Origin of the sequence: Streptomyces sp. NPDC088252 (assembly GCF_044740965.1) — a bacterium.
GTDB lineage: Bacteria > Actinomycetota > Actinomycetes > Streptomycetales > Streptomycetaceae > Streptomyces.
This window is the reverse complement of the sequence record NZ_JBIURS010000001.1, coordinates 167003-192173: the sequence shown is the minus strand read 5'-3', so window position 1 is coordinate 192173 and position 25171 is coordinate 167003. Positions and strand designations below refer to the sequence as shown.

Below are 25171 nucleotides of genomic sequence, written 5' to 3'. Positions count from 1 at the left end.
TGAGGGGGACTCGGTCATGCCCAACGACTTTGCAGGCGACGCAGCTCCGGTTGCTGGGCTTTACGAGACGCTGATCACCCGTCGTCTAGAAGAGCGGATGAAGCGGCTTGACTCAACAGGCTGGCGTTCCATCGATGACATAGTCGGCCACGAGTCCGTGCCTCACGTGCTGTCGCGCCATATCGCGACCGTCGTGCGCCACGTCCTCCAGGGCCTGTCACCTGCGGAGCAGGTGATCGCCGCCAACCACATCCTGGAGTCGCTCAACACGATCGAGGGTGCGGCCGAGTGGGCCGACCTCGTCATCGACGGCCCCCGGCAACTACTCGCAGTCGCGGAGCAAGAGGCTCCCGGCGTATACGCGATTCGCCCGGCGACACCCCTCTCCGAGACGGCGTTGATCACCAACTCGCCGGATGACCCGAGCCTGGGTTTTGAGCTGCGCGCCGAGTTGGCTACGGCGGACAGCGTTGATCTCCTTTGTGCCTTCGTGAAGTGGCACGGACTGCGGGTCCTTGAGCAGCCACTTTCCTCCGCACGCGACCGTGGTGTGCCCATCCGCGTGCTGACAACGACCTACATCGGAGCAACAGAGCGACGCGCGTTGGATCGCCTGGTCCGCGAGTTCGACGCCGAAGTAAAGGTCAATTACGAGCTCCGCTCAACACGCCTCCATGCCAAGGCTTGGCTCTTCCGCCGCGGAAGCGGCTTCGACACGGCGTACGTGGGCAGCTCAAACCTGTCCAAGGCTGCGCTTCTCGACGGGCTCGAATGGAACGTGCGCCTGTCGTCGGTCGCCACCCCCTCCGTCCTCCGCAAGTTCGAGGCGACATTCGACGCGTACTGGAGCGAGCGCTCCTTCGAGCCGTACGACCCCGACAGCGACGCCCAGCGACTGGACGATGCGCTGTCTCAGGCGGGCCGATCCAACCAGAATGGCGGCACCACGATCACGCTCTCTGGACTTGAGGTCCATCCCTACCCTCACCAGCGCGACATGCTGGAACGCCTCGAAGTGGAGCGCACCGTCCACGATCGGCACCGCAACCTCCTCGTTGCCGCGACCGGCACAGGCAAGACCGTGATGGCAGCTCTGGACTTCAAGCGGCTGCGGCAGACGCTGGGCCGTGACCCACGGCTGCTCTTCGTAGCCCATCGCAAGGAGATTCTGGAACAGTCTCTGCGCGTCTACCAGGACGTGCTGATTGACGCGAACTTCGGCGAGCTCCTTGTCGGTGGGGAGATCCCCGACAACCAGACGCATGTGTTCGCCAGCGTCCAGTCGCTCAACTCACGTGCGCTGGACCGCTTCACTCCAGACCACTTCGACGTCATCGTGATCGACGAGTTCCATCACGGCACGTCCCCCACGTACCGGCGGATCCTGGATCACTTCGACCCCAAGGAACTGCTGGGACTCACCGCTACCCCGGAACGCATGGATGGACTGAACGTCCAGGACGAGTTCTTTGGAGGTCGGATCGCAGCAGAGATGCGCCTCTGGGAAGCCCTGGAGAACGACCTGCTCAGTCCATTCCACTACTTCGGCATCACCGACAACACCGACATGAGCGCCATCGCCTGGAAGCGGGGATCGTACGACGCCACGGCCCTCAGTAATCTCTTCACTGGCAATGACGCACGAGCCAGGCTTGTCGTGCAGGCTGTGAAGGACAAGGTTGCCGACCCAAGCTCGATGCGCGCTTTGGGCTTCTGCGTGTCAGTCGCCCACGCCGTCTTCATGGCCGACTTCTTCCGACGAGCCGGCCTCCATGCGGTCGCCCTGTCTGGCGAGACTTCACGCCACGAGCGCAAAGACGCACTGGATCAGCTCAAGGCCGGCACGCTTCACGTCATCTTCTCCGTCGACCTGTTCAACGAGGGACTCGACATCCCTGACGTCGACACTCTGCTCCTCTTGCGCCCTACTTCCAGCGCCACAGTCTTCCTCCAACAGCTGGGACGAGGCCTGCGTCGGACCGAGGACAAGGCCGTCCTCACTGTGCTGGACTTCATCGGTCAGCACCGCAAGGAATTCCGCTTCGAGGAGCAGTTCCGCGCGCTGACCAACCTCACTCGCAATCGCCTGCTCGCCAACATCGAGCACGACTTTCCGCAGCTGCCGTCTGGCTGCCAGATCATCCTTGAGTCGAAGGCCAAGGAGCTGATCATTGACAACATCCGCAGCCAGATCAGCGTCAATGTCACTCAGCTAGCACGAGAGGTCGCCGCGTACGCCGAGCCTCAGCTAGCGGAGTACCTCAAGGAGAGCGGTCGAGAGCTCAAGGAGCTCTACCGGGGCAACGGGAATTCATGGACGGGTCTACTCCGCAGGGCCAAGCTCCTCCCTGAGACCGGGCCGGAGGGAGAAGCTCCGCTGCTGAAGCGCGTATCGGCGTTCCTTCACGTCGATGACCCGCTCCGAGTCGCCGCGTACAGCAAGCTCCTCGCTGACGAGGCCCCCACATACGACGACCTCAGCGAGCAGGAACAGGCGTACGCGCGCATGTTCTTCTTCTCTCTGTGGCCGTTGGGCGGCGACTTCAACAGCTACCAGGAGGGCTTCAACACACTTCGTCCTCAGCACGCCTTCCGCGACGAGCTCCGCCAGGTCCTCACCCATGTCCTGGACCAGGTCGACCACGTACCCGTCCCGCTGCTCGGCAGGCATGCAAGCCTGCCGCTGACAGTGCACTCCTCGTACAGTCGGGAAGAGATCCTCCCCGCCCTGGGGCAGTCCTACGTGGGTGGCTTCATGCCGGGACACTTCCGCGAAGGTGTGAAGTGGTGCGAAAGCATCCAGACTGACGCACTACTCATCACCCTCGAAAAGGACGAGAAGGACTTCTCACCAGAGACTCGCTATAAGGACTACGCCCGGAACGAGTCCCTGTTCCACTGGGAATCCCAGAACCAGACTTCAGAGGCATCCCCCACGGGGATCCGCTACCAGACCCACAAGGAGGAGGGCACCCACGTCCTACTCTTCGTCCGCCGCTACAAGAAGACGGACATCGGCGGGCCCCAGCCGTGGATACTCCTTGGCCCCGCCGAGTACGTGGAACACAAGGGCAGCAAGCCTATGGGCATCGTGTGGCAGCTCCGCCACGAGATGCCAGCAGACGTGTGGACCTACTCGACAATCGCTGCCAGCTAATCCCCCGCTGTGCGATGTCGGGAGAGCTAGACACCATCTGAACGATCTGCCCACCGCGAGCGATGCTGGTGCACACACGCTGGGTCAATCTGGTGCTCGGGCTCCACGTGGAGATCTCCGAGCACCCGTCGGCTGAGGGCGTCCACGACCTTGAGGTCATCAGTGATAAGACGTGCCCCGCTATCGAAGAGCACGTGGCAGTTCGGGCACAGACACAGGATGTTGCTCCGGATGTCGCGACCACCATGTGGTCTACCGAGTGCATGTATGTGCGCGCCCTCGCTGTACCGCGCGCCATTAACGTCTACCACGACCGGGACACGGCACATCTGACAGGTGTTGTTGTAGAGCGCTTTTATAGCGCGGGCCTCCTGAGTGTTACGCACACGACGCTGGGTGCTGACGTACCTTGCAGCCGCTTGCTGAACCGGGGGCGTCTCGTCACGCACACCTGTATCGCTCACCTCGTCCGAGCCCCAGCGCTCCCCCGCCGAGGCTTTCGCAAGACGGAACTGCCACATGAGGTGCCCACCCTCAGTCAGCACGCTCCAGTAACCCTCCACGAGGTACAGACCCCGGTATCGGTAGCCTTCCGTCGCCTTGCGCCTCTTTATCCCTAGACCGCGTACGTATCGGATGGGCAAGCCCTCCCGATAGTTGATCAGCATCCCCTCGTTGACCCCAGTCAGTGACTGATTCTCCGTGATGTGACCGTCCTTGTCCGGCGATCCGCCTTGCGCCGTATAGATGATGGTGTCACCCAGGTCCTCATCACCGGCATAGCCACCGCTGGCGACTATCGAGTCGACACCTTCGTGCGGCGTTCCCGAGATGCCTTGACCACGAAACCGGTGCACATCGGCCGCATACAGAGCGTCGTGAGTTCGAAACCATTGCCCCTCGCTCACGTCAGGAGGCGGGCCAAAATAGATGGGCTTCGATGGCGACATGCGAACATATTGCCGAGTACTAGTGTTCGATCAACTCTTCCGGCTGATCATGGCCATTTTCCATCGAAAAATGTCCCAAAGCGACGCATTGGCAATGCCTTGCGGCTGGGGCGAGCGCCAGGGCAAGCCGCCCACCCCATCGTGGCCGCGGCCACAGAATCAGCCCACCTCGCCCTGCTCCTACCCTCTGGACACTGCTACGCATTGCCACAATGCCGAGCAGCGATCACGAGGCACCACAGGTTGCACGAGCCCGTCCAGCCGCATCGCACATCCAAGTCGGCCGCCTCTGTGGCGATTTCGCCAAACTCCTCAACCGAGGGTCGCTTCACGCTGGCTCCGCCACCTCGGACTCGAACTGCGTCCGCGCGCAGTCGAGGGCGTCGTCCGGATCGCAACCGTGGGCACGGAGCCAATGAAGGAGGTCGACAACGAGATCGATGACCATCCCCCTCCCTAGGGTGAGATTCAGCCGTTCACGCTGCGACCTCGCCGGGACGCCGCTAAGTCCGCAGAGCCCCAGCAGTGCTTCCACTTTCGCGATTTGGGGACTATCAACGTGATCGTTTGATGACCGGAGGCCGGTAGCTAGCTCACACCAGGTGACCTTGGAGTCACCTCGCAGGATGACACCCCAGCAATCTGCGACCCCGTCCACAAGGACCATGCCCCGCCCGGCCTCGCTCTCCCCCGCCGCCCTAATGAGCGTAGGAAGTGCTCGCAGATCGGGATCGCTCACCTCGATGCGGAGTCGGCTCCCGTTCATGGATACGGCGAGACACGACGGGGTCCCGGGACCTACATGCCTGACCACGTTTGCAACCAGCTCCGTGACACAGATCTGCGCCGCGTAGATGACCCCCGACAGGCCCCAGAGCTCCAGGTGTAACCGCATCACTCGCCGCAGGCCGGCAACCTCCTCCGCGCTGGCCAGAAACGCCAGATCCCATGCCTTTCTGTCCACGCCGAACCGACACTCATCCAAGCCGATCACCCCTCACGCAAGACGGTCACTGTGTGTGTCCGATCTTTCTCATACAGTGGCACTGAGACTCTCAAAATGGAACTCTCATCCAGCAGTAGTGGGAGCACATGAACCAACGCGCGCCCCCGAAGTGCGCTGTCTTGCTCGATGCACCCCGCACGCGGCACGCTCTGAGGGATCAACATGAAGGACCACAGCCATGCCAGTCGGACCAACTACCCGCAGACGCCAACTCGGTGCGGACCTGCGCCGCCTCCGCGAGGGCAAGGGCCTCACATTGGAAGAGGCCGGAGCTCGGGTCGGCATCTCCAAGGCAACCTTGAGTCGCTACGAGACGAAGGAAGGCACGGTCAAGTGGCCCGCAGTCGATGCCCTCTGCCGTGAATACGGCGCCTCGGATCAGGAACGTGCGTCGCTGGTCGAGCTGGCCAAGGGTGCACGGATCCAGGGTTGGTGGCGCTCTCTCGCAGACCCAATTCCTGAGTCAATGAACCTCATGCTGACTCTTGAAGACGAAGTGGTCAGTGAGGACCATTACGCCTGCATGTACGTGCCCGGCCTACTACAGACGCGAGCGTACGCCGAGGCAGTGCACCGCGCTTCGGAGATGCGGTGCACGGACGAGGAAATCCACCACATGGTGGACATCCGCATGAAACGGCAAGAGCTCCTCGTTCGGGCGGAGCCTCCGCACATCTGGGCCGTGATTGACGAGGCAGTCATCCGACGCATCGTGGGTGGCCGCGCCATCATGCGCGAGCAGTTGGAGCATCTCTGCGCACAGGCCTCGCAGCCCCACGTAACCGTTCAGATACTGCCGTTCATGGCGGGCGCCCATGCCGCAGCGGTAGGAAGTTTCGTCGTCCTCGGCGGCCCTGCACCTGAACTCGACGTCGTGTACGTGGACATCATCGGCGGCGGTCTCTTCATGGAGAAGCCGCAGGAACTCGCACGCTATAGATTGGCATTCGAGTACTTGCGTGCGCAGGCGCTGGATATCGATCTGTCTGCCGCGCTCCTGAATGAGGCCTGCAAGGAGCTTTGATGGATCACGAATGCGTGCACTGGTTCAAGTCGTCGTACAGCGGCGGTAGCGGCACCGAGTGCGTCGAAGTTGCTGACCTGGTATCCGCCGTCGGCGTACGCGACTCGAAACGCCCCGGAGGGCCCCGCGTATCCGTCCAGAGGAGTGCCTGGGACGAGTTTGTACGAAACCTGCGACAGACCATGTAGAGGCGCGTGGGTGCACGTGATCAGATCCGGCGCCCTCGGGCAGCAGTTGAGACCAAGCACCCAACTTCAAGTTGCGGAACACGTCAGCGAGCGTCGACGCTCCGTCGAGCCTGGGCGATCACGTGTTGTGTCTCCGCCCCTAACAGGGCCGACTCATTCAGGGACTGCCACACCCGCTGGTACGTGGCAATGGTGTCCACGTCGTCGAGCCATAGTTCGGCATGCCAGTCCTCGGTGCTCACGGGCGGGCTTCGAAGCTCCAGAAGCCGTTGGCCGGGGGAACCTCCATCGATGCGTGGAGGGGGACGACACCGAGGTAGACAGTGTCCATGCCGATGACGTCGGCCAGGCGATCCAGTTGAGCAGCCAGTACCTGTGGAGGGCAGATCAGGTTGGGCAACGCGATTGCCCACCTCAGGACATGAAGCCTCTTGCCTAGGCGATACAGCCACTACTGGAAAGCCGACAGCGCCCACTCGCGGCCCCGGCAGGCGCCTGCTGGATACTCTCCCGGTATGAAGATCACGATGGGTGCTCTTGCGGCTGGGGCGGGATTCGGGGCGGCCACCTCGCTCATCAACGCGCTCTCCTCCCCCTACGGGGAGCTCGGCGCCCCTCTTAGGGGCACCGTTTGGGCCGGCGCTGCCAAGGTGCTCAGCCTGCTGGTGGACGCAGGCTGGTCCTGGGCCGCGCTGGCGGTGGCGGTGGGCTGGCTGGCGGGGACACCGGTCCGAGGCGCGCTGGCCGGGGCCTTGGCGCTGATCGCTGCCACGGGGGCGTACTACGTGACGGACGCCTTCGCCTCGGGGGCCGAAACGGAGATGGTCAGGTGGTGGGTGGCGGGAGTGCCGCTCGGGCTGATCCTGGGCGCGGTGGGTGCAGCCATCCGGCGGCCTGGATTGATCGGCTTGCTTGCGGCGTTGACGGTTCCGGTGGGTGCTGCCGTGCAGATGGTCGTGCTACCGCCCCGACCGCACGCCACCTTGACCCCGACCATTGTTCTCGCCGAGGTCATCGTCTGGACGGGCGCTGTGTTCACTGCCGGCTGGGTTGTCCACCGTTTCTGGGCGGCGAGGCGTGCAGCCGTGGCCGGATAGCGGAACCACCAGGGATGCCCGTTCTGGTCAACGGCGAGCCGACGGCCGTCTCTCTCAAGATTTCCCGCGTGGACTCAGAGCCTGTCGGGTGACCTCGGATCGGATGGCGGACGCGGTCTGGTGCGTGCGATTCCAAGGCGGAGGAGGGAGTCGACGCGGAGCGTCGGCGACCGACGACAACGCGGGAAGCGTGCGCACCAGGGCGTGGCCGCCCGGTCGGAGGTCACCCGGCAGGCTCTCAGCAGCCGGCGAGCGGGAACATCCGGCTGAGACGTGGCAGCCGACGCGACGCTTCGTCCGCGTTGCGTATGTCCCACGCCTCTCCGCTCGGTTCGGGGTTGCAGGGGAGGTCCAGGCCCTCGGCCTCCAGTGCCTTCTCAAGGCCTTCCTCCTCGCCCGTCAGCATGTCGAAGGCCTCGGCCGCGACGTAGTCCAGCGACTCCCACTCGGGCCACTCGTCGTCCGACCAGTCCTGCAGGGGGCGTCCGGCCAGTGCGCGCAGCTTCGGGGTCTCCGCCAACGAATCCGGATCGGCCACCACCCTCTCGTACGTCTCTCGGCCGAGGCCGAGCACCCAGAACTGGAAGTACCAGAAACTGTCGTCGGAGCACGATCCTCCGTGGATCTGCTCGGCGGCCACCCACATCTCCCACGTGTCGATCCGCCGTCGCACCCGGTGCAGGCACGCCTGGAACTGCACGATCTCTGCCGGTGACCGCTGCATGAGTTGCTCACGCAGTGCCTCCAGCCGCTGGTCCGGGTCACCGGTCCGCTGCTGAGAGCCCTCCAGCAGGGCCCAGAAGGAGTTCTCATCCATGGGCCGCACTATGGCAGTCGGGTCGGACAGTCCTACTGTCGCGCGGGCAGGGCGGCCGACGTCCCGCTGATTCTCGCGATCCGTTCCCGCCACGGGATGCGGTCGGGCTCCGGCGCGGGGGCGCCGTGGAGAGGCGCCTGCGCTGCGGACCGGCGGCACGGTGCGCATTCCGTCTCGTCGGCCAGTGGGCGGAAGACGTGTTTGCCGCCCGGACCCTTGCACTCCAACAGCTCGCGGACGGGCTGGGGCTGGTGCGGCAGCGGTGGGAGCCGGAGCTCGGGGAGCTTCTGGATGAGGCGGTGGCGGAGGAAGCCGACGGCCGAGCGCACGCCGTTCTCGGGGCGTTCGGCGAGTAAGGCGTGGCGGAGGTCGGACTCGGTCAGGCCGCGTTCCAGCCACTTGACCGCCTCCACGGCCAGCGCGCGTGCTTCCCTCACTCCCAGGTGGAGTTCGCGGCGCGTGTGGCGCAGGGAGAGCAGGACGCGTTCCGCTCGGGCGAGTTGCGTTGGGTCCGGTGCCGGGGTCGTCGGGGTCGGTTCCGGTGCGGGTCCGGGCGTCGGCTCGGGTTCGGAGGGTGGGTGGGGAGTGGTCTTGTCACTGTGGTCTTCTACCGGTTGATAGCCACCGACCGTCCGGGCAGTCGGTTCACCGACCGTCGGGAACCGCTTACTCGGTGGCGGGGCGGCCGTGGGCGAGGTCTCTCTCAGGTGCCCCGCCTGCTCGCTCGTCAGAGGGTTGTTCGCGACCAACTGCTCGGTCAGCCAGCGGCCCCCGCCGCCCTGGCTCCGCCACTCGTGCACGTATCCGTGCTCGACCAGCTGTTCCTTCGCCTTCTGGTACGCGCGGCCCTTGATGCCCAGCTTCTGGGCAAGCTCGCTCAACGGCTTGTACGTGGGGCCCTCGGGCAAGCCCTGGACGTACAGGAGCAGGATCTTCGCGTCACTACTCAGACGCGGATGGCGGACGACATCGTGTGATGCCTTCGTATAGCGCGCGGTGGGCGCGATAGCATGACGCAGCATTTCCGGTGGGTCTCTTCCACTGGTGGTGTAGGCCCTCGGATGGTGTTACCAGCACCGCCGGGGGCTGCCCCATGTACACGGACGCGCACAGAGGGTGATGGTTTCGTCACCGTACCGCATCGCCTCCATCTCCCGCCACGCGAACGGAACTTCGCCCCGTCAGGCGAGCCGGATCGAGCTGCGCCGGTGATTTGCCGGTGGTACGTCCACCATCTCCGCCGCTTCGCACGCGAGTTCACCGGTGGGGTTGTTCACCGGGCACCGGATGGTCCCGGCCTGTGCGCGGAGGCGCGCGTGCCTGCACGGCAGCCTGTTCGTCCAGCCGCTGTGCGCCCCCGCCCTCGAAGTCGCGGAGCACGGGGGCACACAGGAATCGGCGCGTCAGTGCTGCTGCTGCGCCTTGCGACGACGGATCACCAGGAAGCCGCCGGCCGCGACGAGCGCGGCGGCCGCTGCGGACAGCAGGCCGACGGGTGCGCCGTTACCGGTCTCGGCGAGGTCCCCGCCGGTCCGGCTGGAGGGTGACGAGGAGGCAGAAGCGGAGGAGCCCGAAGCCGGGGACGCCGGGGCAGCGCCTTCAGGGGCGGACGACGCGGGCTCCGCGGTCGACTGCTCCGGGCCGGACGGGGTCACGGACGTCGACGGGGCCGCGGACGTCGACGGAGTGTCGGACGGGGACGGGGTGTCGGACGGGGACGGCTTGCCACCACCGGGCTTCTCACCGCCCGGCTTCGAATCTTCGCCGCAATCGACCCAGAAGACCTTGTGCTTGGCCCGGCCGTGCTCACCGGCGAAGTTCCAGAACAGCTTGTAGTGACCGTCGGGCAGGGACTGGTCCTGCGAACGACCATGCCCCTCACCGTCGAGCGTCAGCGAACCGGACTTCACGGTCTCGCCCTTGACATGGGCGGTCGGGGCCCAGGCTTCGATGCGCCAGTCGACGCTCTGCTCGGCGTCGAAACCGAAGGCGTCGAGATAGAAGGTGCACACGTGAGGCTCGTTCTTACGGAGCTCCTCACCGGTCGAGGCATCGTGAATCTTCACGGTGCCGTTGTCGCCGGGGGCGGTGGCGTATGCCGTAGGGGCAAGCAGCAGGGCCGCGGTGACGGCGGCCGTGAGCGTGCCTGCGGAAGCAACTGTGCGCATGGGTAATCCAACGGTTGGGAGTAGAAAGGGCTTCCGTGGGGGGCTGCTCAGCTTCCTGCGACCGTCGCGTACCCGTCAATGAACCTATGACCACATGCGTCACACAGTGCATCACTTGCCCTCTTAGTCCCGCATAACGATTGGATCAGCGCTCTGGCCGATTTCGACGATTTGACTTGCGCCTACATATCGAGAAAGCTAGATATGAACCAGAAGCCGAACGGAGAGGCAGGCCGGTGGACCCCCTGGCCGTACACAAGGCGCTCGCCAATCCCGCACGCCTGCAGTTCATGCAGTGGCTGCGGGAGCCGGAGAAGTACTTCGACGAGGACTCCTACCGACAGCAGGGGCTCGGCTTCCACATCGGGGTGTGCGTGGGCGACATCCAGAAGCGTGCCGGACTGGCGCAGTCAGTGGTGTCCGGGTACCTGCAGACCTTGAAGGACGCGGGGCTGCTCACCTCGGAACGCATCGGCAAGTGGACGTACTACCGGCGCAACGAGCCGGTGATCGCGGAGTTCGCCGCGCACGTCCGCGACGAGCTGTAGACCCGACGAATCCCCTGCGCGCGCCGCCTCAGGCTCGCATATATCTACTTTTCTAGATTTGATGAAAGGTCGCCATGAGAAAGGCCTCCGTCACCGTCCTGGTGCTCGCCCTGGGCGTGTTCGGGATCATCACCACCGAGATGGGCATGGTCGGTGTGCTCCCCCAGGTCTCGGCGGAACTCGACGTCGCACCGTCCACCGCGGGCTGGCTCGTCGGAGTGTTCGCCCTGGTCATCGCCGTATCCGGGCCGTTCACCACGCTGCTCGCCTCCGGCATCGACCGCAAGAAGGTGCTCGCGACCGCGATAGCCGTGTTCGCCGTATCCAACGCCGTCTACGCGCTCACCACGCAGTACGAGGTGATGCTCGCCTTCCGTATCGTTCCCGCGCTCTTCCATCCCGTGTTCTTCGCGGTCGCGCTCGCGACCGCCGCGCGGCTGGTGCCCGCCGAGGACGCCACCCGCGCCACGACCACCGTGTTCGGCGGCGTCACCGTCGGCTTCGCCTTCGGGGTGCCACTGACCTCGTACCTCGCCGAGCATGTGTCCCTGGCCACGGCGTTCTGGTTCGGCGCGCTCGTCAATCTGCTCGCCTTCATCGGCATGCTGTTGTTCGTCCCGCCGATGCCTGTCAGTCAACGGGTCTCCTACGGTGCCCAGTTGAAGGTTCTGAAGCGGCTGCGGTTGTGGCTGACCATCGCGTCCGTCGTTCTCGTCTTCGCGGCGATGTTCTCGGTCTACGGCTACTTCGCCGAGTACCTGGGCCAGGTCACGCACATGGACGGCACCTGGGTCAGCGCCATGCTGATGGCGTTCGGCGTGGTGATGGTCCTCGGCAACTTCGTCTTCGGTGAGCTGTTGCGGCGCGACCTCATTCGTACCGCGGTCGGCTACCCGGTTCTGTGCCTGCTCGTCTACGTGCTCCTGTACACCGTGGGCCCCCTGTTCGCGCCGATGGTCGTCGCCGTACTGGTCTGGGGGGCCGTGCACTCGGGCGGGCTCGTCGTGAGCCAGAGCTGGCTGGGGCGGGACGCCTCCGACGCGCCCGAGTTCGGCAACAGCCTCTTCATCTCGTTCTCGAACCTCGGCATCACGGTCGGAACGGCGGTCGGGGGGTGGGTCCTGTCCGCGTACGGAGCACGTCAACTCACCTGGTTTGGAACGGGGTTCGCCGTCGCCGCACTGTTGGTCACGGCTCTGCGGCTGAGCCTGGACCGCGCCGGGGTGCGGCAGGCACCGTCGGTCGCTTTCGGCGAACAGATGCACGGAGAGGTGCGGACCTGAGACCCGTCGCACCCCTCGCACCCGTCGCGTCTCCGATCCCCGGCCGCCCGGGAGACGCCGTAGTGTGTGCGGCCACGAACCGTCCGGAGGGGGAACGTTCATGGGAACGACCGGCGCCGACGACGCACGGGCCGGGGAACGCGAGGATCTTCTCGCGATCGTCGCCGATCAGCGCACCAACTTCCTCTACACCGTCGCGGACATCGGTGACGAGCAAGCCGGACTCACCACCACCGTCAGCGAGCTGACGCTCGGCGGCCTGGTCAAGCATCTCGGTGACGTGCAGCGGACCTGGCTCGCCGTGGTGGACGGTACGGCGCCCGGCGAGGTCGGCTGGGCCGACCTCGATCCCGACAGCAATCGGATGACCGACGGCGAGACCTTGGCCGGGCTGCTCGACGCCTTTCACGCGGCGGCGGCGGAATTCGATCGCACGGTGCGGCAGGAGCCCGATCTCGGCCGTCTCGTGACACTCCCCCGGTATCCCTGGTCACCGCCGGAGCCGATCGCGTGGACCGTACGGCACGTGCTGCTGCATGTCTTCCGGGAGATCGCGCACCATTGCGGGCACGCGGACATCATCCGCGAGGCGCTGGATGGCGCCAGCACCACGGCCCGGATGGCCGAGGCCGCCTCGCGCGGCGCCGAAGCGGATGGTGGCGACGGCAGCGACATCGGAAGTTGACGGCCCGAGCGGGCCTGGCGGCCGGCCGGGGCGGGCCTGGCGGTCCCTTTCGGTTGTGGGCCCCGCCCCCGGCCCGGATCCCTCCTGGCGTGGGCCTCGCCCCGGTGGCGGGTCCACCTCGGACGCGTGACCGCCCCGCACGCGTGACCGCCGCGGACGCGTGACCGCCCCGCACGCGTGACCGCCGCGGACGCGTGACCGCCCCGGACCAGCGCGGTACGCGGTCCGGGGTGCGCGTCCCCCGGTGTCACCGGACACGAGCTGCCTCGCCTTCCGCGAACCGACGCATCTCCCCCGCGAGACCGCACCGGGCAACCGCCGATCCGGCATCCCGGTTCCGGCCCCCGATGCGTCACCCCCGAACCCTGAAGCGTCGCCCCCGGCCCTTCACCCTCACCACAGCCTCCGGCAGCGAGTACGAGCATCGGCGCCCGCGCCACGAAATCCGCACGCCCTGCCGTCTTCTGGCGCATCGTGTTCCGTCGCCCCTCCTCGTGCCGCGCCGCGTTGCGATGCGTAGACCGCGGCGGTCCGGCAGGGCACCCCACCGATGAAGCGCATGCGGCCAAACGAGTGCCTCTTGGTCGGTCTCGGGGCGCGCGGCAGGAGGATTCAGGAGACTGGCGACCAGCACTGGAAGCGGCTCCTGACTGTGCGTGCCGAAGCGTCGATTTCCGGCCACAACACAACGCCCCTTACGCTGCACCACATCGGTCACCAACGGTCGGCCGGGAGAGAAGGGCGACAACATGACCTCAGAGACCAACACACTGGGCACCATCGATGCCACAACTGCCGTGCTGGAGGCGGAACTTCCCCGCCTGGAGCAGCACCAGCAGGCCCTGGAGAAGGAACTCGCGACTGTCACCGAGCGGCTGGAGTCGGTGCGGACCGCGCTGACGGCACTGCGTTCGCTGGCCGCCTCCCCCGTTCCCGCGAACACGGAGGCGCGTGAGGTCAGGACGGAGGACGTCAAGACCGAGGACGAGGACGTCAAGGCCGAGGCCGAGAGCGTTGTCGCTGCCGAGGTTCCGCAGACCCCGCAGATCCCGCAGCAGGCTCAGGGTTCCATCGATTCCGCTGTCCGGGCAGAGGCCGCGCAGGAGCCGGCAGCGGCTGCCCCCGCACGCCGCACCGCCCGGAAGACGTCCGCCCCCAAGGGCCGCAAGCAGGCTGCCGCCGCCAAGCCGAAGAGCGAGCGCGGCCAGGCCAAGAAGGCCGTCGCGACCAAGGCCGCCAAGCCCGCGAAGACCACGAAGTCCGCCGAGCCGGCAGCCAAGAAGGCCGCCGCTCCGAAGGACAAGAAGGCCACCGCCGCGTCCGCCAAGGCCGCCAGGTCCGCAAAGGTCGCGGCCCCGAAGAAGGCGGCACCCGCCGCACCGGCTGTCGACGACAGTGGCAGCCTCACCGAGATGGCCATCAAGGTGCTGTCCACTTTCGGCGACACCCCGGTCCGTGCCCGTGACGTCACCAAGGCCCTGGGGCGTGAGCTGACCCCCAACGGCATCAACACCGTCCGCAGCACCCTGGACCGGCTCGTCGCCACCTCCCGCGCCCACCGCGCCGGCCGGGGTCTCTACCAGGCCCCCGCCAACTGAGGGGTCCTCGCAGGGGAACAGCGCGCGCCGTACGTCACCGCTCCTGTTGCGGCCTCCGGGCCGTAACAGGAGCGGTGACGGGGGTCGTCGGCCGGCCGGAGCCCGACGACGTGCGGTGCGGCCCTCGGTGACATGCGGTGCGGCCTTCGGCGCCGGGTGCGTTGTGCCTGCTGTGGCTGCCGCGCCCGCTGTGCGTGTGGTGCGTGACTGCGCGCCGCGGCCGGAAATGATCATGGGCCCCGACGGGTGGGAACGGACGGATCACCCGACGCGGTCGGCAATGATCCGGGCGCACTCCATGGACTCGCTCCGCGTCGTGTCCACCTCCAGGTCGTAGAGAACTCCCCGGTGGACCACGTCCGCCTGCGACGCCGCCATTCCTGTGCCCCGGTCACCGCGCGCGACCTCGCGGGCCGCGGCGACCTCGCTCTCGCACCGTACGCCGACCCACAACACGCCTACGCCGTCCAGCGCCTTCTGCCAACGCCGCTGGGACTCCGCTCCGCCGAGGAAGACCTCGTCGACGATGACCCTGGCTCCGGCACGGGCCATCGCGGCGACCCCCTCGATCCACGCCGTCTCCAACGTACGGAACTCGGGGCCCACGATCACCTCACCGTCCGGTGCGAACTCGATGCCGGCGTCCGATGCCCGCATGGACGCGGGCATCGCGTCGACCAGTGTGTCGACGCCGAAGGCCAGCCAGGGCTCCGGCAGGACCGCCTGCAGACACCGGGCGATCCCGGACTTCCCTGAGCTGGAGCCACCGTTGAGCACGATCATCCGGGTCATCACGGCGCCACTCTATGACCACGCCTGTGAGCTCGCCCAACAGATTCATAAGCTCTGGACGTCCCCGCCGGAATCATGAGTCCATAGGAGACCGGACCGGGCCGGATCAGCGTCGTCAGGGGGTCGTCAATGCCGCGCCGCGGAGTGAGAGTTCCAAGTGTTCGGCTGTGCGCGGGGATCGTGCTCGGCCCGGCCGCCGGGCTGGTGACACTGTGGCTGCTGACCCTGCTCGGTCATGCCCTCTACACCTGGGAGAGCACGCTCGGACTGTTGCTGCTGCTGGGGAGCGGCATTGCCGTCGGTTGCGCCCTGGCACTCACGCGACTGGGCACCGGCATCGGGTACTCGTGGGGGTTGCTGGGAGGGATAGCGGCCGGGTTCTTCTGCGCTCTGCACATGCAGTACCTCTCGTCCAACGCCCTGCACGACCGGGGCCGGGAGGTGTACGGCGTGATAAAGGAGGAGACCTCCTCGTCCTCCGACCCGGACGGCATCACGACCTACACCTACGCCGTCTCCTACCCGGGGAACCTGCGTCAGCGCGAGCTGTCCACAGTGAGCAGGGAGTTGCGGACCGGAGGTCGGTATCTCATCACCATCGACCCGCAGCGCAAGGTCCGCCCGGCCCTCGGTCCCAGGCCCGGTACGGACGTCTTCCGCCTCGTCTGGGAGATCGTGAGCGGCGTATTCGTCGTACTCTTCTGGACCGCCTCCGTCATGATGCGTTTCCGGCCGGACGAACTCGACGGCTGGTGGGAGGCTTAGAGCTCCCCATGCGGCGCGGGTTGCGGGCGGGCCGTGCCTCAGGGGCGAACCAGGGGCCCGGCCAGGGGTGAACCAGGGGCCCGGCCAGGGTGATCACCGATGGGCGACGAAGGTTGCTCCCAGGAGAGTTGACCTTGCCACCAAGGCCCGTCGACTCTGCTCCGGAGGAACCTCGATGCCTGCCCGCCTCGCCCTTACCGCCCTTGCCCTGGCCGCCGTTGTCACCACCGGCCCGGCGGCATCCGCGACCGCCGCCGGGCCGGACCCCGTGCTACGGGGACTGGAGACGTTGGTGCGCTCCGATGGCGCACCCGGTGCGCCGGCGAGTGTGATAGAGGGAGGCCGACGGGAACGTCCGCACCTATGCCGCGGGTGAAGGCGACCGGGACACTCACGCGAAGGTGCCCCGGGACGGACAGGTGCGGATCGGCAGCGTCACCAAGACGTTCACCGCGGTGGTCGCGCTGCAATTGGTCGGCGAAGGCGAGATCAGCCTCGACGACCCGGTGGACACCTACCTGCCGAATCTCGTGCGCGGGAAGGGGATCCCGGCGAGACGACCATCCGGGAACGCCACCCCCAGGGCTACCGCCGGGACCGGCCGGGCGCGCCCCTGCGCAACGTCACCGAGATCGACCCCTCCGCGTCCTGGGCGGGAGGCGCGTGGTCTCCACCAACTCCGGCCTCAGCGCCTTCTTCTCCGCGCTGCTGGGCGGCCGCCTTCTTGAGTTGAGAAGGCCCAGCTCGACCAGATGCGCCCCACCGTTCTCATGGGGAAAGACGGCTACAACGCCGGCCTGGGAATCATCAGCACGCCACTGTCGTGCGAGCGCGTCGCCTGGGCCCACAGCGGTGCCATCCCCGGCTACCGGACCTGGGCCGCAGCCACCGACGACGGCCGCGCCGCCGCCGTCACGATGACCCTTGAACCGACGTCCGACAGTGCCGTCGAGCACCTTGAGGCAGCCGTGGACGCGGCGCTGTGCCGCTGAACCACACCTCCTGGTCGGCGCTTCTCACACCACGCCTCCGCACCCCGGGATAGCGTTCACCGTCAATTCATTGCAACGAACAAGAGAGAAGCTGTTGCATTGCTTCTTGGAACATTGCAATGATTTATCGGCCTTGAGCTGCACTGATGTCATTCGTGAGCAACAAGCATGTTGCCGAATCAGTGAATGCTACGTAGCGTTTCCATCATCAGAAACAACGAGCCGAAGGAACGCACGATGCAGAAGAAGCAGGGCACCATGCAGAAGTTCGACACCCCCGCCCCGGTCTCGGCCACCCTCGACATCCCCGCGGGACACATCCGGTTCATCGCCGCAGACCGGGCCGACACCACCGTCGAGATCCTGCCCGCGGACGCCTCCAGGAGCCGCGACGTGAAGGCGGCGGAGCAGATCGAGGTCGTATACGGCGACGGCGTCCTGCGGATCGAGGCCCCGGCGGCGAAGAACCGCATCCTCGGCCCCTCCGGATCCATCGAGGTGACCGTCCAACTGCCCGTCGGCTCCCGGATCGAGGCGAAGGCGGCCGACGCCGAGCTCCGGGGCGTCGGACGGCTCGGCGACGTCACTTTCGAGGGCGCACAGGGCTCGGTCAAAGTCGACGAGGCCGCAAGCGCCCGCCTGACCCTCCAGGCCGGTGACATCTCGGTCGGCCGCCTGGGCGGCCCCGCACAGATCAGCACCCAGAAGGGCGACCTCCACATCACCGAGGCCGTGCGCGGCACACTCACGCTGCGCACCGAGCACGGCGACATCTCGATCGGCGCCGCCCAGGGGATCTCCGCCTCCCTGGACGCCGGCACCACCCACGGCCGGATCCACAACACGCTCAAGAACACCGACGGCGGCGCCGCCGGCCTGAACATCCACGCCACCACCGCCTACGGCGACATCACCGCCCGCAGCCTGTAGCCCGCAGCCTCTGGAAGGGGCCCCCACATGTGACCGACCCGGCCATCGCGGCGAACGGCTGGCTGCGCAAGTCCTACGGCGACAGGACCGTGCTCGACGGCATCGACCTGACCCGACCGTCCCGGAAGGAACGATCTTCTCCCTGCTCGGCCCGAACGGCACCGGCAGGACAACGCGGGCCACTTCCCGCAACTCGTCCCACCCGAGGGCGGCGTGCACCGACACCCCGACGGCGTGCGCCGCCCCGTTCATGTGCGAGGCGGGGCAGGTCGCCGCGGTCCCGCGCTAGGCCGGGAGCAGCATCGCGACCGTCACCATGGCAAGCAGCCCGATGTACGCCCAGGCGTAGGTGCGGTCCGGGATCCGCGGCGGGCGCCGTCGCAGCACCGCGATCACCGGCAGCGCCCCGAGGAGCAGCGCCGAAGCGGCGCGGAGGTCGATGAGACCCACCAGGTGCACATGCGCGTCCTGGGCGGCGGGAACCGCGGCACCGCCCAGGGACCATGCGGTGGCCGGGAGCGCGACGGCGAGGGTGAGGGGGTTGGCGAGCGCGGTCGCCACCTGCATCGTGTGCCCGGCCCGCCGCATCGCGGGGACCGTCATGACGCTGCCTCCCACGCCGAGGAAGGCCGCGACCGCACCGATCGGCGCGCCGAGGACGGCCGACGGCGGACGCGGAGCGTCGGAGGTCGCCTCGGCCCGGGTGCGCGGGCGCAGGAACCCGGGGCGCAGGAGCACGTCGGCGATGGTGAGAGCGACGTACGCGACGAACGCCCAGCGGACCGGATCGGCCGGGGCGAGGCGCGCGGCGAGCGCGCCGGCCGAGGCACCGGCCGCCAGCAGGAGCAGCAGCGTGCCGCTGCCGCGGAGCGCGAGGAGGACCCGCCGTGGTGTGACAGCCGTCGCGAACCCCGCGTTCACCAGCATCACCAGGGCCGAGGTGGCCGTCGCCACCCGCATCGCGTCCGCTCCGAGTGCGGCGTCCGCCCACACCACGACCGGCACCGCGACGAATCCGCCGCCGAATCCGAACAACACCGTCGTCGTCCCGGTGAGGAGTCCGATCCCGATCAATGCCACAACGTCCATGGTCCCCACTCCACCAGCTCGGGCGGAGTTCCCGCATGCGATGGTCGGCACCATTCCTTCGCGTCTCGGCCAGTAGGGTGGCTGGGGTGAAGAACGTCTCCCTGGACGGCGTCGACCACGTCGACCGGGCCGTCCTGCCGATCGGTACCGACTACCCGCCCGGCCATGTACTGGACTGGCACGAACACCGGCGCGCGCAGTTCCTCTACGGCGCCACCGGGGTCATGGTCGTCGACACCGCCGACGGCAGCTGGACCGTTCCGCCCGAGCGGGCCGTACTGATTCCGGCCGCCACCCGGCACCGTGTCCGCATGATGGGGGTGAGCACCCGGAGTTTGTACATCGAGCCGGATGCCATCCCCTGGTGGCCCGGCACCTGCACGGTTGTGGACGTGTCGCCGCTGCTGCGCGAACTGTTGCTGGCAGCGGTCGAGTTCGAGGCCGATTACAGCCTTTCCGGGCGGGAGGGAAGCATCGCCGCGCTCCTCCTGCACGAGATCGCCGAGCTCTCCCCGCTCCCGTTCCACGTCGGTATCCCCGCTTCCGCCGATCTTGCGAGGCTCTGCCGGGAGTACCTGGCCGCCCCTGACGCCGGCGTCACCAATGCCGCATGGGCCGCGAGGACGGCCATGAGCGAACGGGCCTTCACCCGGCACTTCCGCTCCGAGGTCGGTGACAGCCCCGCCGTCTGGCGGGCCCGCGCCCGCCTGCTCGCGGCCGTCCCGCTGCTGCGCACCGCCTCGGTCAGCGAGGTCGGCGGTCGTCTCGGCTACGCCTCTCCCGCCGCGTTCACCGCCGCCTTCACGCGCACCTTCGGCATGCCCCCGTCCCGCTTCGCCGCCGGGGCCTCTCGTCCGGATCACGCCGGGCGTCGCGCGCCGGTGCCCCCTTCCGGTCACAGCACCGGCCACCGAAGCGGCGCTCCCAGCCGCGCCGGGGCGGGAGGCAGGGGGCGCCTGCAGTGACCCGGCCGCGACGAGCTACGGCACGTCCCCCAGCCAGTCCCACCTGTTCGGTGTGCCGGGCCTGGGCCCGTACTCGGCGTGGCCACCCGGACCGTAGGCGCCGATCTCCGTGGTCAGCATGGCTCCGGTCGCACGTTCCTCGGCTGTCCACCCGGTCACGTCCAGCAGCAGCCCGTCGAGGGGGCCGCCGACCAGTTCCACGTACTCGTGGCCGGGCTGCGGCCCGGGATCGGGGTCGTCGTGGTCGGCGCCATAGACCCGGCGCCGCATCAGCTCGTCCATGCGGGCAGGATCGCATCGACCACTGACATCGATGCTCGTACGCGGGTTCCGGTGGTCGTGGCTCCGCCACTGACTGACATCACCGGGCCGCTTCGCACTTCACGAACGGTCTCGGTGCAGTCCTCAGCGAGCTTGTCACCGGTGACGGTGATCTTGATCGACACGGTTCCGGCAGGAGCCCCGTGCGGCGTGGCCCACGCACCGTACCGCTCAGGAACGTCCCGCCAAGCCGTCCCGGTACGGAACTTCCACACGGTCCCGTTGAGCACGGTGCGGTAGTCCAGCCGCTTCCTGCCCCGCAACGACCTGGGCAGCAGCGGCCGGACGAACTCCCGCTCGGCATCCGACAGTTCATGTCGACGTATCACCCGACGCGATCCACCACTCAAGATCATTTGAAGCACCACCCAGCCGGGGCCAGGTTGGACCGATCGGCATGCAATCCCCCTGGGAAGGGACGTGAATCGGTATGACCGTCGCCTCACAAGCCCCGGCCCAAGCCCCGACTCAAGTCCCGGCCCAAGGTCGGGCCGCCCGGTTGGTGGGGCGGACCCCCGCCGGGGTGCGGCCGTATCTGGAGTTACTGCGGCTGGACCGGCCGGTGGGGGCCTGGCTGCTGGTGGTGCCCGGATGGATCGCGCTGGGAGCGATCGCCGGGCCGGGCCGGGGTGCGGTCGGCCGCCGTGCTGCTGGGGCGGCGTAGCCGGGTGGTGGTGGGCGGCGTGTACGCGGGGTGTGTGATGCTGCTCGCCTGGTTCGGGATCGTGGCCGGGCTCGGGCCGCTGTACTGGCCCGGACTGTGCGTGGTCGCGGGGCAGTTGGGATGGCAGGTATGGCGGGCCGATCCTGCGGATGTCGGAGCCTGCGGGCGGGCGTTCGGCACCAACCCTCTGTGCGGACTGCTCATCCTCGTGGCCGTGCTCGCCGGGCGGGTCGGTACCCTCGGCTGAAGGACACGGATCCTGGAGGTGCTGGTGGGACTGCGGGAACGGATCGCGGCGGAACTCACGGCGACCATGCACGGCGGGGATCTCAAGCTGGAGCGGTACGCGGGGCCGCCCGGTGATCCCGGGCTGTTCGGGATCGCGCCGGGGGATCCGGTGTGGCGGGTGCACGGGCACGCCACCGGGATGCTCACCGGCGGGTTCGCCGCGCTCATGCTCCAGTCGTTGCATCCGCTGGCCATGGCGGGGGTCGACCAGCACTCCGACTTCCGCGCCGATCCGGTCGGGCGGCTGAACGGAACCGTACGGTTCATCACCACGACCACTTTCGGCTCCTCGGCCGCCGCCCGCGAGGTGATCGACCTCGTCCGGCGGATCCACACCCGGGTGCACGGCACCGCCCCCGACGGCCGGCCGTACCGCGCGGACGACCCCGACCTGCTCACCTGGGTGCACACCGCCGAGGTGCGCAGCTTCCTCGCCGGCCACCAGACCTACGCACCCCGGCCGCTCCGACTGACCCCCGCCGAGTGCGACGCCTACTACCGCCAAACCGCCCCCATGGCCGAGGCGTTGGGCGCACGGAACGTACCGCGCACGTCCCTCGAAGCCGAGCGGTACCTGGCTCGCCTGCGCCCCCAACTCCACGCCACTCCAGCCGCGTTGGACTCGGTACTGTTCCTCCGCCGCTTCGGACGCACACGACGGGAGCGGCTGGTCGTGAGCCTGCTCACGAACGCCTCGGTCGGACTCCTCCCCGACTGGGCCCGCACCGAACTCGGCATCCATCGCCCGGCCCCCGTCCGCACCGGCTGGGACCGGCCCCTGGCGACGGCCGTCGGACGCACCCTCCAGTGGGGGCTCGGGCCCTCCCGGATCCAGGCCGCCGCACGGGGGCGGCTGGCGGGGGCGCGGCAGGGATGACGTCGAGATCTTCGAGGCGTCCGGCAGCAGCGTGCTTCGGTGGAGGGGAACCGGCGGCTCACCGGGTTTCACGCCCGGAGGGCGGGCGCCGCGGCGCCCGCCCTCCGGGCGGACGACGGTTTCACTTCGTCCGCGGCGAGTTGGCTGGTGAGCCGGCGAGCCGGTCGCGGGAGCGGCGGTGCACGAACTCCAGCATCGCGGTCAGCAGGCCCTGCCGGTCCACGAAGTGGTAGTGGATGAGGCCGTTGGAGACGCCGGCCTCTTTGGCCACGTCGCTCACCCGGAGGCCGCGGATCCCGTTTCGTGCAACGCACCGGCTTCCGGCTTCGAGGATCTTCTCCTCGGCTTCGTCACTCATCCTGGTCTCCTTCCCCTCCGGGCTGGTCACTGGCGGGCGCTGCCGCCACCGCAGGGGCCACGGCGGCCCGGGCACGCGATACGGTTCATCGAGCTCGGATCGGAGCTGGATGGACCACTTTGTGGCCTGGGTGAAGAACCCGCTCCGGCGAAGAGCGGACAAAGCCCGAACACCGCTCCGTTCAAACTGTTTTGGACGCGGGGCGATGTGTCAACCACGCTTTGCCCGGTGGACCGGCGGCCCGCGCGTAGCGGGTGTCCAACCGGCTCAGGGGAGCTCGTGATCCGATACCCAGATGAGGGAGCCGTCGCGCCGCATCGAACGGGCCACCTGCACCTCCTGAAGTGCCAGCCGCAGGTCTAGCCACTTGTCGTACACGTCCCAGGCGGAACGGCACAATCATGTCGGCGCAGATGCCGTGGTTGAAGTCGTCAAGCTTGTCCATGCGCACCCGCCAGCGACGCGGCGCACCGTCCCAGTCACGACCTTCGTAGACCCATCCGGCATCATCGTCGTCTACCTTCTCGTGTCGCCTGGCCATCGGTACTCCCCCCTCGGATCGACAACGGCCCCTCAATGAGACGTGGAAGCCGGAGCGCCCGGTTGCCGGACGCCCGCTTGCCCTCCTCGGCCTCACCTGATCAACACGTAGGTGTTCTGCTACCCGCACAGCCGACGGCCACGCGCCGCGAAGGACAGGAGCCGGGCGGCGCGTCACAACACAACAGGGCGAACGCTGCCTGATGCGGCACCAGCTGTGACCGCATGGGTTCGCCGGGTTGAGCCGTCCAAGACCATCATGACGAGCGGTCGGCCGCCCCTCCGAACAGCCGGTGCTCAATCCGGTTCCACTTCGAAGTGCCGGGAGGCAGGTGGCAGACAGAGATCTCCAGGCCGGACTCTGCTGCGAACTGGGCGAGCTCAGTCTTCCAGGTGCGGGTGCGGTAGCCGTTGGAGCCGCCCGCGTCGGCGGTAATCAGCAGCCGGCCGGCCGTGGGATAGGTGTCTCGTCCTGCTCCGTTCCACCAGCGGCGGATGGATTCGACGGCGAACGCGGCGGTGTCGTGGTCGGTGCCCACGTTGACCCGGCCGGTGTTCGCGGCGACGTCGTAGATGCCGTAGGGCACTGCTCTGCCCAGCTCGCGGTCGGGGAAGTCGTGGGTGTCGACCCGCGCTGGCTCGCCTCTGGGCTCCCATTCACGGCCGCAGTTTTTGAAGGGGCCGACCAGTTCCTTCTTCTTCGTGACCACGCTGATCACCGGTTCTCCGCAGTCTTGGTGATGGCGGGCCCGGTCGTTGAGATAGCAGAACTGGGCGTCCCGGTCGGGGTGCTGCTTGCCCTCCAGGGTCTTGGCGTTGCTCTGGAGGCTGAAGCCCTCCTCGCGCAGGAGGTCGCCCACCGTATCCGCGCAGATCCTGTGGCCTTGGCGGGTCAATTCCTCGGCGAGCTTGCGGGTGGATTTGGTGGTCCAGCGCAGCGGTGACATAGGGTCCCCGCGGACGTCGGGCTCGACCAGCGCGAGGAGCGCCGCCCGAAGTGCCGGGTTGAGGTCGACGACCGCCGTGGCCGAGCGACCGAGCCTCCGCCCCTATCAGCAGACGACGCTGCCGCTCGTCCAGATGCGGCAGGATCGCCTCGAACTTGACTACCAGCACGTCCCGTTGACCATCCAACCCGCTCATATCAGAGCAACGACCCATCGAGCAGGAAGCCACGGGTCAAACATCTGCACGCCCTTAGGGTGAAACGGCGACTTCTCTGCCGGAAGACCCGCCGCCGCTGTTCAGCGAAGAAGACCGGGACACGGCGCGGTCGTGGACGCCGAGGGTTTGCGGACTGGGTGGAAGGACCTGCGCTACAAGGACCGGCGGCGTTCCCGCTCCGGCGGCCCGAGGATCCGGATCTCCGGAACCATGCGGACGGTTGAAGATCCGCCACGCGCGGCGTTGAGACCCATCCGGCATTGCGATCACCGGCACCCGGTTCCCGTCGGCCGAGGCCATCGGCATCGTCGCGCGCCGGAACCGCGACGACCGACAACCCGCGAACCACCCGCCAGCCGCGTCCCCAACAGGGCAATACAGCCAGTGCGGGTTCGCACGTGACCCACATGGCCGCTGGCAGAACCGATTCAGCAGTTCCCGTCCGGGTGAAGAGATCCCTTATTCGTCGGTAACCGCAGGTCAGAGACACAGACTTGGGCGGGTTCCGATTTTTCTTCCCCCGCACAAGGAGTGCCTTTCATGCGTCTTCGTTCCACCGTGGCTGCCGCCTTCGGAGCGCTCGCGCTCGTCGTCGCCGTGCCGGCCTCCGCCGACGCGGCCTCCGGAGACTTCGGCTACACGTACAGCGGCCTCGACGGCGCCCCGCAGATCGGCCTCCTGTTCAACCCGCCGAGCGGGGTCTGCATCACCCTGCCCGAGGTCGCCGACCCCGCTTCGTCGAGCCCCGCCCACACGCCGTGGAACCACACCGACGCGACCGCCACCGTCTTCACCGGTGTCGACTGCGAGGGCGACTACTTCACCCTCCGGCCGAACGGCGGCCACGCCTCCAGCCGGCTGAAGCTGCGGTCCGTCGTCTTCAGCTGATCCGTCACCACCGCGCG

Annotated in this window: 26 protein-coding genes and 3 pseudogenes; 17 read left to right on the top strand and 12 right to left on the bottom strand. The window is 67.7% G+C overall.

Going from position 1 to position 25171, the window contains the following annotated elements; all coding sequences use genetic code 11:
• Positions 1-16: 16 nt before the first annotated feature.
• Positions 17-3157, top strand: coding sequence for a DUF3427 domain-containing protein (locus ACIOHC_RS00860; RefSeq protein ID WP_351073347.1), 3141 nt, complete (start codon positions 17-19; stop codon positions 3155-3157).
• A gap of 26 nt (positions 3158-3183) precedes the next feature.
• Here ACIOHC_RS00860 and ACIOHC_RS00855 read toward each other — a convergent pair whose 3' ends face one another.
• Entirely contained in the window at positions 3184-4107 is a 924-nt protein-coding gene (locus tag ACIOHC_RS00855) for a YDG/SRA domain-containing protein (RefSeq protein ID WP_351073349.1), read from the bottom strand.
• Positions 4108-4435: 328 nt separating this feature from the next.
• Positions 4436-5071, bottom strand: coding sequence for an ATP-binding protein (locus ACIOHC_RS00850; protein ID WP_351073351.1), 636 nt, complete (start codon positions 5069-5071; stop codon positions 4436-4438).
• Positions 5072-5291: 220 nt separating this feature from the next.
• Between ACIOHC_RS00850 and ACIOHC_RS00845 the strand changes: the two genes are divergently transcribed.
• Positions 5292-6137, top strand: a complete 846-nt coding sequence (locus tag ACIOHC_RS00845) for a helix-turn-helix transcriptional regulator (RefSeq protein WP_351073353.1) — start codon at positions 5292-5294, stop codon at positions 6135-6137.
• Positions 6137-6325 (top strand): DUF397 domain-containing protein, encoded by a 189-nt coding sequence (locus tag ACIOHC_RS00840; RefSeq protein WP_351073355.1) that lies wholly within the window; start codon positions 6137-6139, stop codon positions 6323-6325. The genes ACIOHC_RS00845 and ACIOHC_RS00840 overlap by 1 nt, the downstream gene beginning before the upstream one ends.
• 238 nt (positions 6326-6563) lie before the next feature.
• Here the strand turns inward: ACIOHC_RS00840 and ACIOHC_RS00835 are convergent, their stop codons facing one another.
• Entirely contained in the window at positions 6564-6725 is a 162-nt protein-coding gene (locus tag ACIOHC_RS00835; protein WP_401840813.1) for a Scr1 family TA system antitoxin-like transcriptional regulator, read from the bottom strand.
• Between the two features lie 115 nt (positions 6726-6840).
• Between ACIOHC_RS00835 and ACIOHC_RS00830 the strand changes: the two genes are divergently transcribed.
• Positions 6841-7422 (top strand): hypothetical protein, encoded by a 582-nt coding sequence (locus tag ACIOHC_RS00830; protein ID WP_351073357.1) that lies wholly within the window; start codon positions 6841-6843, stop codon positions 7420-7422.
• A 238-nt stretch (positions 7423-7660) separates the two neighbouring features.
• On the opposite strand, the gene ACIOHC_RS00825 is transcribed toward ACIOHC_RS00830, so the two are convergent.
• From ACIOHC_RS00825 to ACIOHC_RS00815, 3 genes are all read right to left on the bottom strand, one after another.
• The gene (locus ACIOHC_RS00825) at positions 7661-8239 is read right to left on the bottom strand and encodes a DUF4240 domain-containing protein (RefSeq protein ID WP_401840811.1); all 579 of its coding nucleotides are present in this window, start codon (positions 8237-8239) and stop codon (positions 7661-7663) included.
• A gap of 32 nt (positions 8240-8271) precedes the next feature.
• Complete coding sequence (locus ACIOHC_RS00820) at positions 8272-9261, bottom strand: hypothetical protein (RefSeq protein WP_401840808.1); 990 nt, start codon at positions 9259-9261, stop codon at positions 8272-8274.
• 381 nt (positions 9262-9642) lie between these two features.
• The gene (locus ACIOHC_RS00815) at positions 9643-10407 is read right to left on the bottom strand and encodes an LPXTG cell wall anchor domain-containing protein (RefSeq protein WP_401840806.1); all 765 of its coding nucleotides are present in this window, start codon (positions 10405-10407) and stop codon (positions 9643-9645) included.
• Positions 10408-10643: 236 nt separating this feature from the next.
• Between ACIOHC_RS00815 and ACIOHC_RS00810 the strand changes: the two genes are divergently transcribed.
• The 4 genes from ACIOHC_RS00810 to ACIOHC_RS00795 all read left to right on the top strand — a co-directional run bounded on the left by ACIOHC_RS00810 (position 10644) and on the right by ACIOHC_RS00795 (position 14521).
• Positions 10644-10955: a metalloregulator ArsR/SmtB family transcription factor gene (locus ACIOHC_RS00810; RefSeq protein WP_351073365.1), complete on the top strand. Its 312-nt coding sequence runs from the start codon at positions 10644-10646 to the stop codon at positions 10953-10955.
• 74 nt (positions 10956-11029) lie between these two features.
• Positions 11030-12238: an MFS transporter gene (locus tag ACIOHC_RS00805; RefSeq protein WP_401840803.1), complete on the top strand. Its 1209-nt coding sequence runs from the start codon at positions 11030-11032 to the stop codon at positions 12236-12238.
• A gap of 100 nt (positions 12239-12338) precedes the next feature.
• A complete protein-coding gene (locus tag ACIOHC_RS00800; protein WP_351073369.1) occupies positions 12339-12923 on the top strand; it encodes a DinB family protein in 585 nt (194 codons plus the stop codon).
• Between the two features lie 749 nt (positions 12924-13672).
• Positions 13673-14521 carry a hypothetical protein gene (locus ACIOHC_RS00795; protein ID WP_401840801.1) on the top strand — a complete coding sequence of 283 codons (849 nt, stop codon included), beginning with the start codon at positions 13673-13675 and terminating at the stop codon, positions 14519-14521.
• A 261-nt stretch (positions 14522-14782) separates the two neighbouring features.
• Here ACIOHC_RS00795 and cpt read toward each other — a convergent pair whose 3' ends face one another.
• Positions 14783-15304 (bottom strand): chloramphenicol phosphotransferase CPT, encoded by a 522-nt coding sequence (cpt, locus tag ACIOHC_RS00790; protein ID WP_401841221.1) that lies wholly within the window; start codon positions 15302-15304, stop codon positions 14783-14785.
• A 189-nt stretch (positions 15305-15493) separates the two neighbouring features.
• Between cpt and ACIOHC_RS00785 the strand changes: the two genes are divergently transcribed.
• From ACIOHC_RS00785 to ACIOHC_RS00765, 5 genes and pseudogenes are all read left to right on the top strand, one after another.
• Positions 15494-16078 carry a hypothetical protein gene (locus ACIOHC_RS00785; RefSeq protein WP_351073373.1) on the top strand — a complete coding sequence of 195 codons (585 nt, stop codon included), beginning with the start codon at positions 15494-15496 and terminating at the stop codon, positions 16076-16078.
• Between the two features lie 401 nt (positions 16079-16479).
• Positions 16480-16806 carry a serine hydrolase gene (locus ACIOHC_RS00780; RefSeq protein ID WP_401840798.1) on the top strand — a complete coding sequence of 109 codons (327 nt, stop codon included), beginning with the start codon at positions 16480-16482 and terminating at the stop codon, positions 16804-16806.
• A gap of 24 nt (positions 16807-16830) precedes the next feature.
• Complete coding sequence (locus ACIOHC_RS00775; protein ID WP_401840795.1) at positions 16831-17070, top strand: hypothetical protein; 240 nt, start codon at positions 16831-16833, stop codon at positions 17068-17070.
• Between the two features lie 258 nt (positions 17071-17328).
• Positions 17329-18000, top strand: coding sequence for a DUF4097 family beta strand repeat-containing protein (locus tag ACIOHC_RS00770; protein WP_401841219.1), 672 nt, complete (start codon positions 17329-17331; stop codon positions 17998-18000).
• 29 nt (positions 18001-18029) lie between these two features.
• Positions 18030-18175: pseudogene (locus ACIOHC_RS00765) on the top strand (ABC transporter); the annotation flags it as partial.
• Between the two features lie 110 nt (positions 18176-18285).
• On the opposite strand, the gene ACIOHC_RS00760 reads toward ACIOHC_RS00765, so the two are convergent.
• On the bottom strand, positions 18286-19089 hold the full coding sequence (locus ACIOHC_RS00760; RefSeq protein ID WP_351073375.1) for a sulfite exporter TauE/SafE family protein: 804 nt from the start codon (positions 19087-19089) through the stop codon (positions 18286-18288).
• Positions 19090-19175: 86 nt separating this feature from the next.
• On the opposite strand from ACIOHC_RS00760, the gene ACIOHC_RS00755 reads away from it, so the two are divergent.
• Entirely contained in the window at positions 19176-20054 is an 879-nt protein-coding gene (locus ACIOHC_RS00755; RefSeq protein ID WP_401840793.1) for an AraC family transcriptional regulator, read from the top strand.
• 15 nt (positions 20055-20069) lie between these two features.
• Here the strand turns inward: ACIOHC_RS00755 and ACIOHC_RS00750 are convergent, their stop codons facing one another.
• Complete coding sequence (locus ACIOHC_RS00750) at positions 20070-20336, bottom strand: hypothetical protein (RefSeq protein WP_401840791.1); 267 nt, start codon at positions 20334-20336, stop codon at positions 20070-20072.
• Between the two features lie 188 nt (positions 20337-20524).
• Positions 20525-20731 (bottom strand): annotated as a pseudogene (locus tag ACIOHC_RS00745) (transposase); the annotation flags it as partial.
• 177 nt (positions 20732-20908) lie between these two features.
• Between ACIOHC_RS00745 and ACIOHC_RS00740 the strand changes: the two are divergent.
• A complete protein-coding gene (locus ACIOHC_RS00740; RefSeq protein ID WP_401841217.1) occupies positions 20909-21286 on the top strand; it encodes a hypothetical protein in 378 nt (125 codons plus the stop codon).
• A 24-nt stretch (positions 21287-21310) separates the two neighbouring features.
• Entirely contained in the window at positions 21311-22204 is an 894-nt protein-coding gene (locus ACIOHC_RS00735) for an oxygenase MpaB family protein (protein WP_351073385.1), read from the top strand.
• Positions 22205-22325: 121 nt separating this feature from the next.
• Here ACIOHC_RS00735 and ACIOHC_RS00730 read toward each other — a convergent pair whose 3' ends face one another.
• Both ACIOHC_RS00730 and ACIOHC_RS00725 read right to left on the bottom strand, forming a co-directional pair.
• Positions 22326-22562 (bottom strand): TetR/AcrR family transcriptional regulator, encoded by a 237-nt coding sequence (locus ACIOHC_RS00730; RefSeq protein WP_351073387.1) that lies wholly within the window; start codon positions 22560-22562, stop codon positions 22326-22328.
• An 824-nt stretch (positions 22563-23386) separates the two neighbouring features.
• A pseudogene (locus tag ACIOHC_RS00725) lies at positions 23387-24245 on the bottom strand (ISAzo13 family transposase); the annotation flags it as partial.
• A 561-nt stretch (positions 24246-24806) separates the two neighbouring features.
• Between ACIOHC_RS00725 and ACIOHC_RS00720 the strand changes: the two are divergent.
• A complete protein-coding gene (locus tag ACIOHC_RS00720; RefSeq protein ID WP_351073389.1) occupies positions 24807-25154 on the top strand; it encodes a hypothetical protein in 348 nt (115 codons plus the stop codon).
• Positions 25155-25171 lie beyond the last annotated feature (17 nt).

Bases quoted from the DNA above. Each gene is read 5' to 3' on its own strand.
- ACIOHC_RS00800 (WP_351073369.1), top strand. From the start codon at position 12,339: ATGGGAACGACCGGCGCCGACGACGCACGGGCCGGGGAACGCGAGGAT.
- ACIOHC_RS00770 (WP_401841219.1), top strand. From the start codon at position 17,329: ATGCAGAAGTTCGACACCCCCGCCCCGGTCTCGGCCACCCTCGACATC.
- ACIOHC_RS00775 (WP_401840795.1), top strand. From the start codon at position 16,831: ATGCGCCCCACCGTTCTCATGGGGAAAGACGGCTACAACGCCGGCCTG.
- ACIOHC_RS00840 (WP_351073355.1), top strand. From the start codon at position 6,137: ATGGATCACGAATGCGTGCACTGGTTCAAGTCGTCGTACAGCGGCGGT.
- ACIOHC_RS00805 (WP_401840803.1), top strand. From the start codon at position 11,030: ATGAGAAAGGCCTCCGTCACCGTCCTGGTGCTCGCCCTGGGCGTGTTC.
- cpt (WP_401841221.1), bottom strand. From the start codon at position 15,304: ATGATCGTGCTCAACGGTGGCTCCAGCTCAGGGAAGTCCGGGATCGCC.
- ACIOHC_RS00830 (WP_351073357.1), top strand. From the start codon at position 6,841: ATGAAGATCACGATGGGTGCTCTTGCGGCTGGGGCGGGATTCGGGGCG.
- ACIOHC_RS00820 (WP_401840808.1), bottom strand. From the start codon at position 9,261: ATGCTGCGTCATGCTATCGCGCCCACCGCGCGCTATACGAAGGCATCA.
- ACIOHC_RS00760 (WP_351073375.1), bottom strand. From the start codon at position 19,089: ATGGACGTTGTGGCATTGATCGGGATCGGACTCCTCACCGGGACGACG.
- ACIOHC_RS00855 (WP_351073349.1), bottom strand. From the start codon at position 4,107: ATGTCGCCATCGAAGCCCATCTATTTTGGCCCGCCTCCTGACGTGAGC.
- ACIOHC_RS00720 (WP_351073389.1), top strand. From the start codon at position 24,807: ATGCGTCTTCGTTCCACCGTGGCTGCCGCCTTCGGAGCGCTCGCGCTC.
- ACIOHC_RS00730 (WP_351073387.1), bottom strand. From the start codon at position 22,562: ATGAGTGACGAAGCCGAGGAGAAGATCCTCGAAGCCGGAAGCCGGTGC.
- ACIOHC_RS00795 (WP_401840801.1), top strand. From the start codon at position 13,673: ATGACCTCAGAGACCAACACACTGGGCACCATCGATGCCACAACTGCC.
- ACIOHC_RS00750 (WP_401840791.1), bottom strand. From the start codon at position 20,336: ATGGACGAGCTGATGCGGCGCCGGGTCTATGGCGCCGACCACGACGAC.
- ACIOHC_RS00860 (WP_351073347.1), top strand. From the start codon at position 17: ATGCCCAACGACTTTGCAGGCGACGCAGCTCCGGTTGCTGGGCTTTAC.
- ACIOHC_RS00825 (WP_401840811.1), bottom strand. From the start codon at position 8,239: ATGGATGAGAACTCCTTCTGGGCCCTGCTGGAGGGCTCTCAGCAGCGG.
- ACIOHC_RS00815 (WP_401840806.1), bottom strand. From the start codon at position 10,407: ATGCGCACAGTTGCTTCCGCAGGCACGCTCACGGCCGCCGTCACCGCG.
- ACIOHC_RS00845 (WP_351073353.1), top strand. From the start codon at position 5,292: ATGCCAGTCGGACCAACTACCCGCAGACGCCAACTCGGTGCGGACCTG.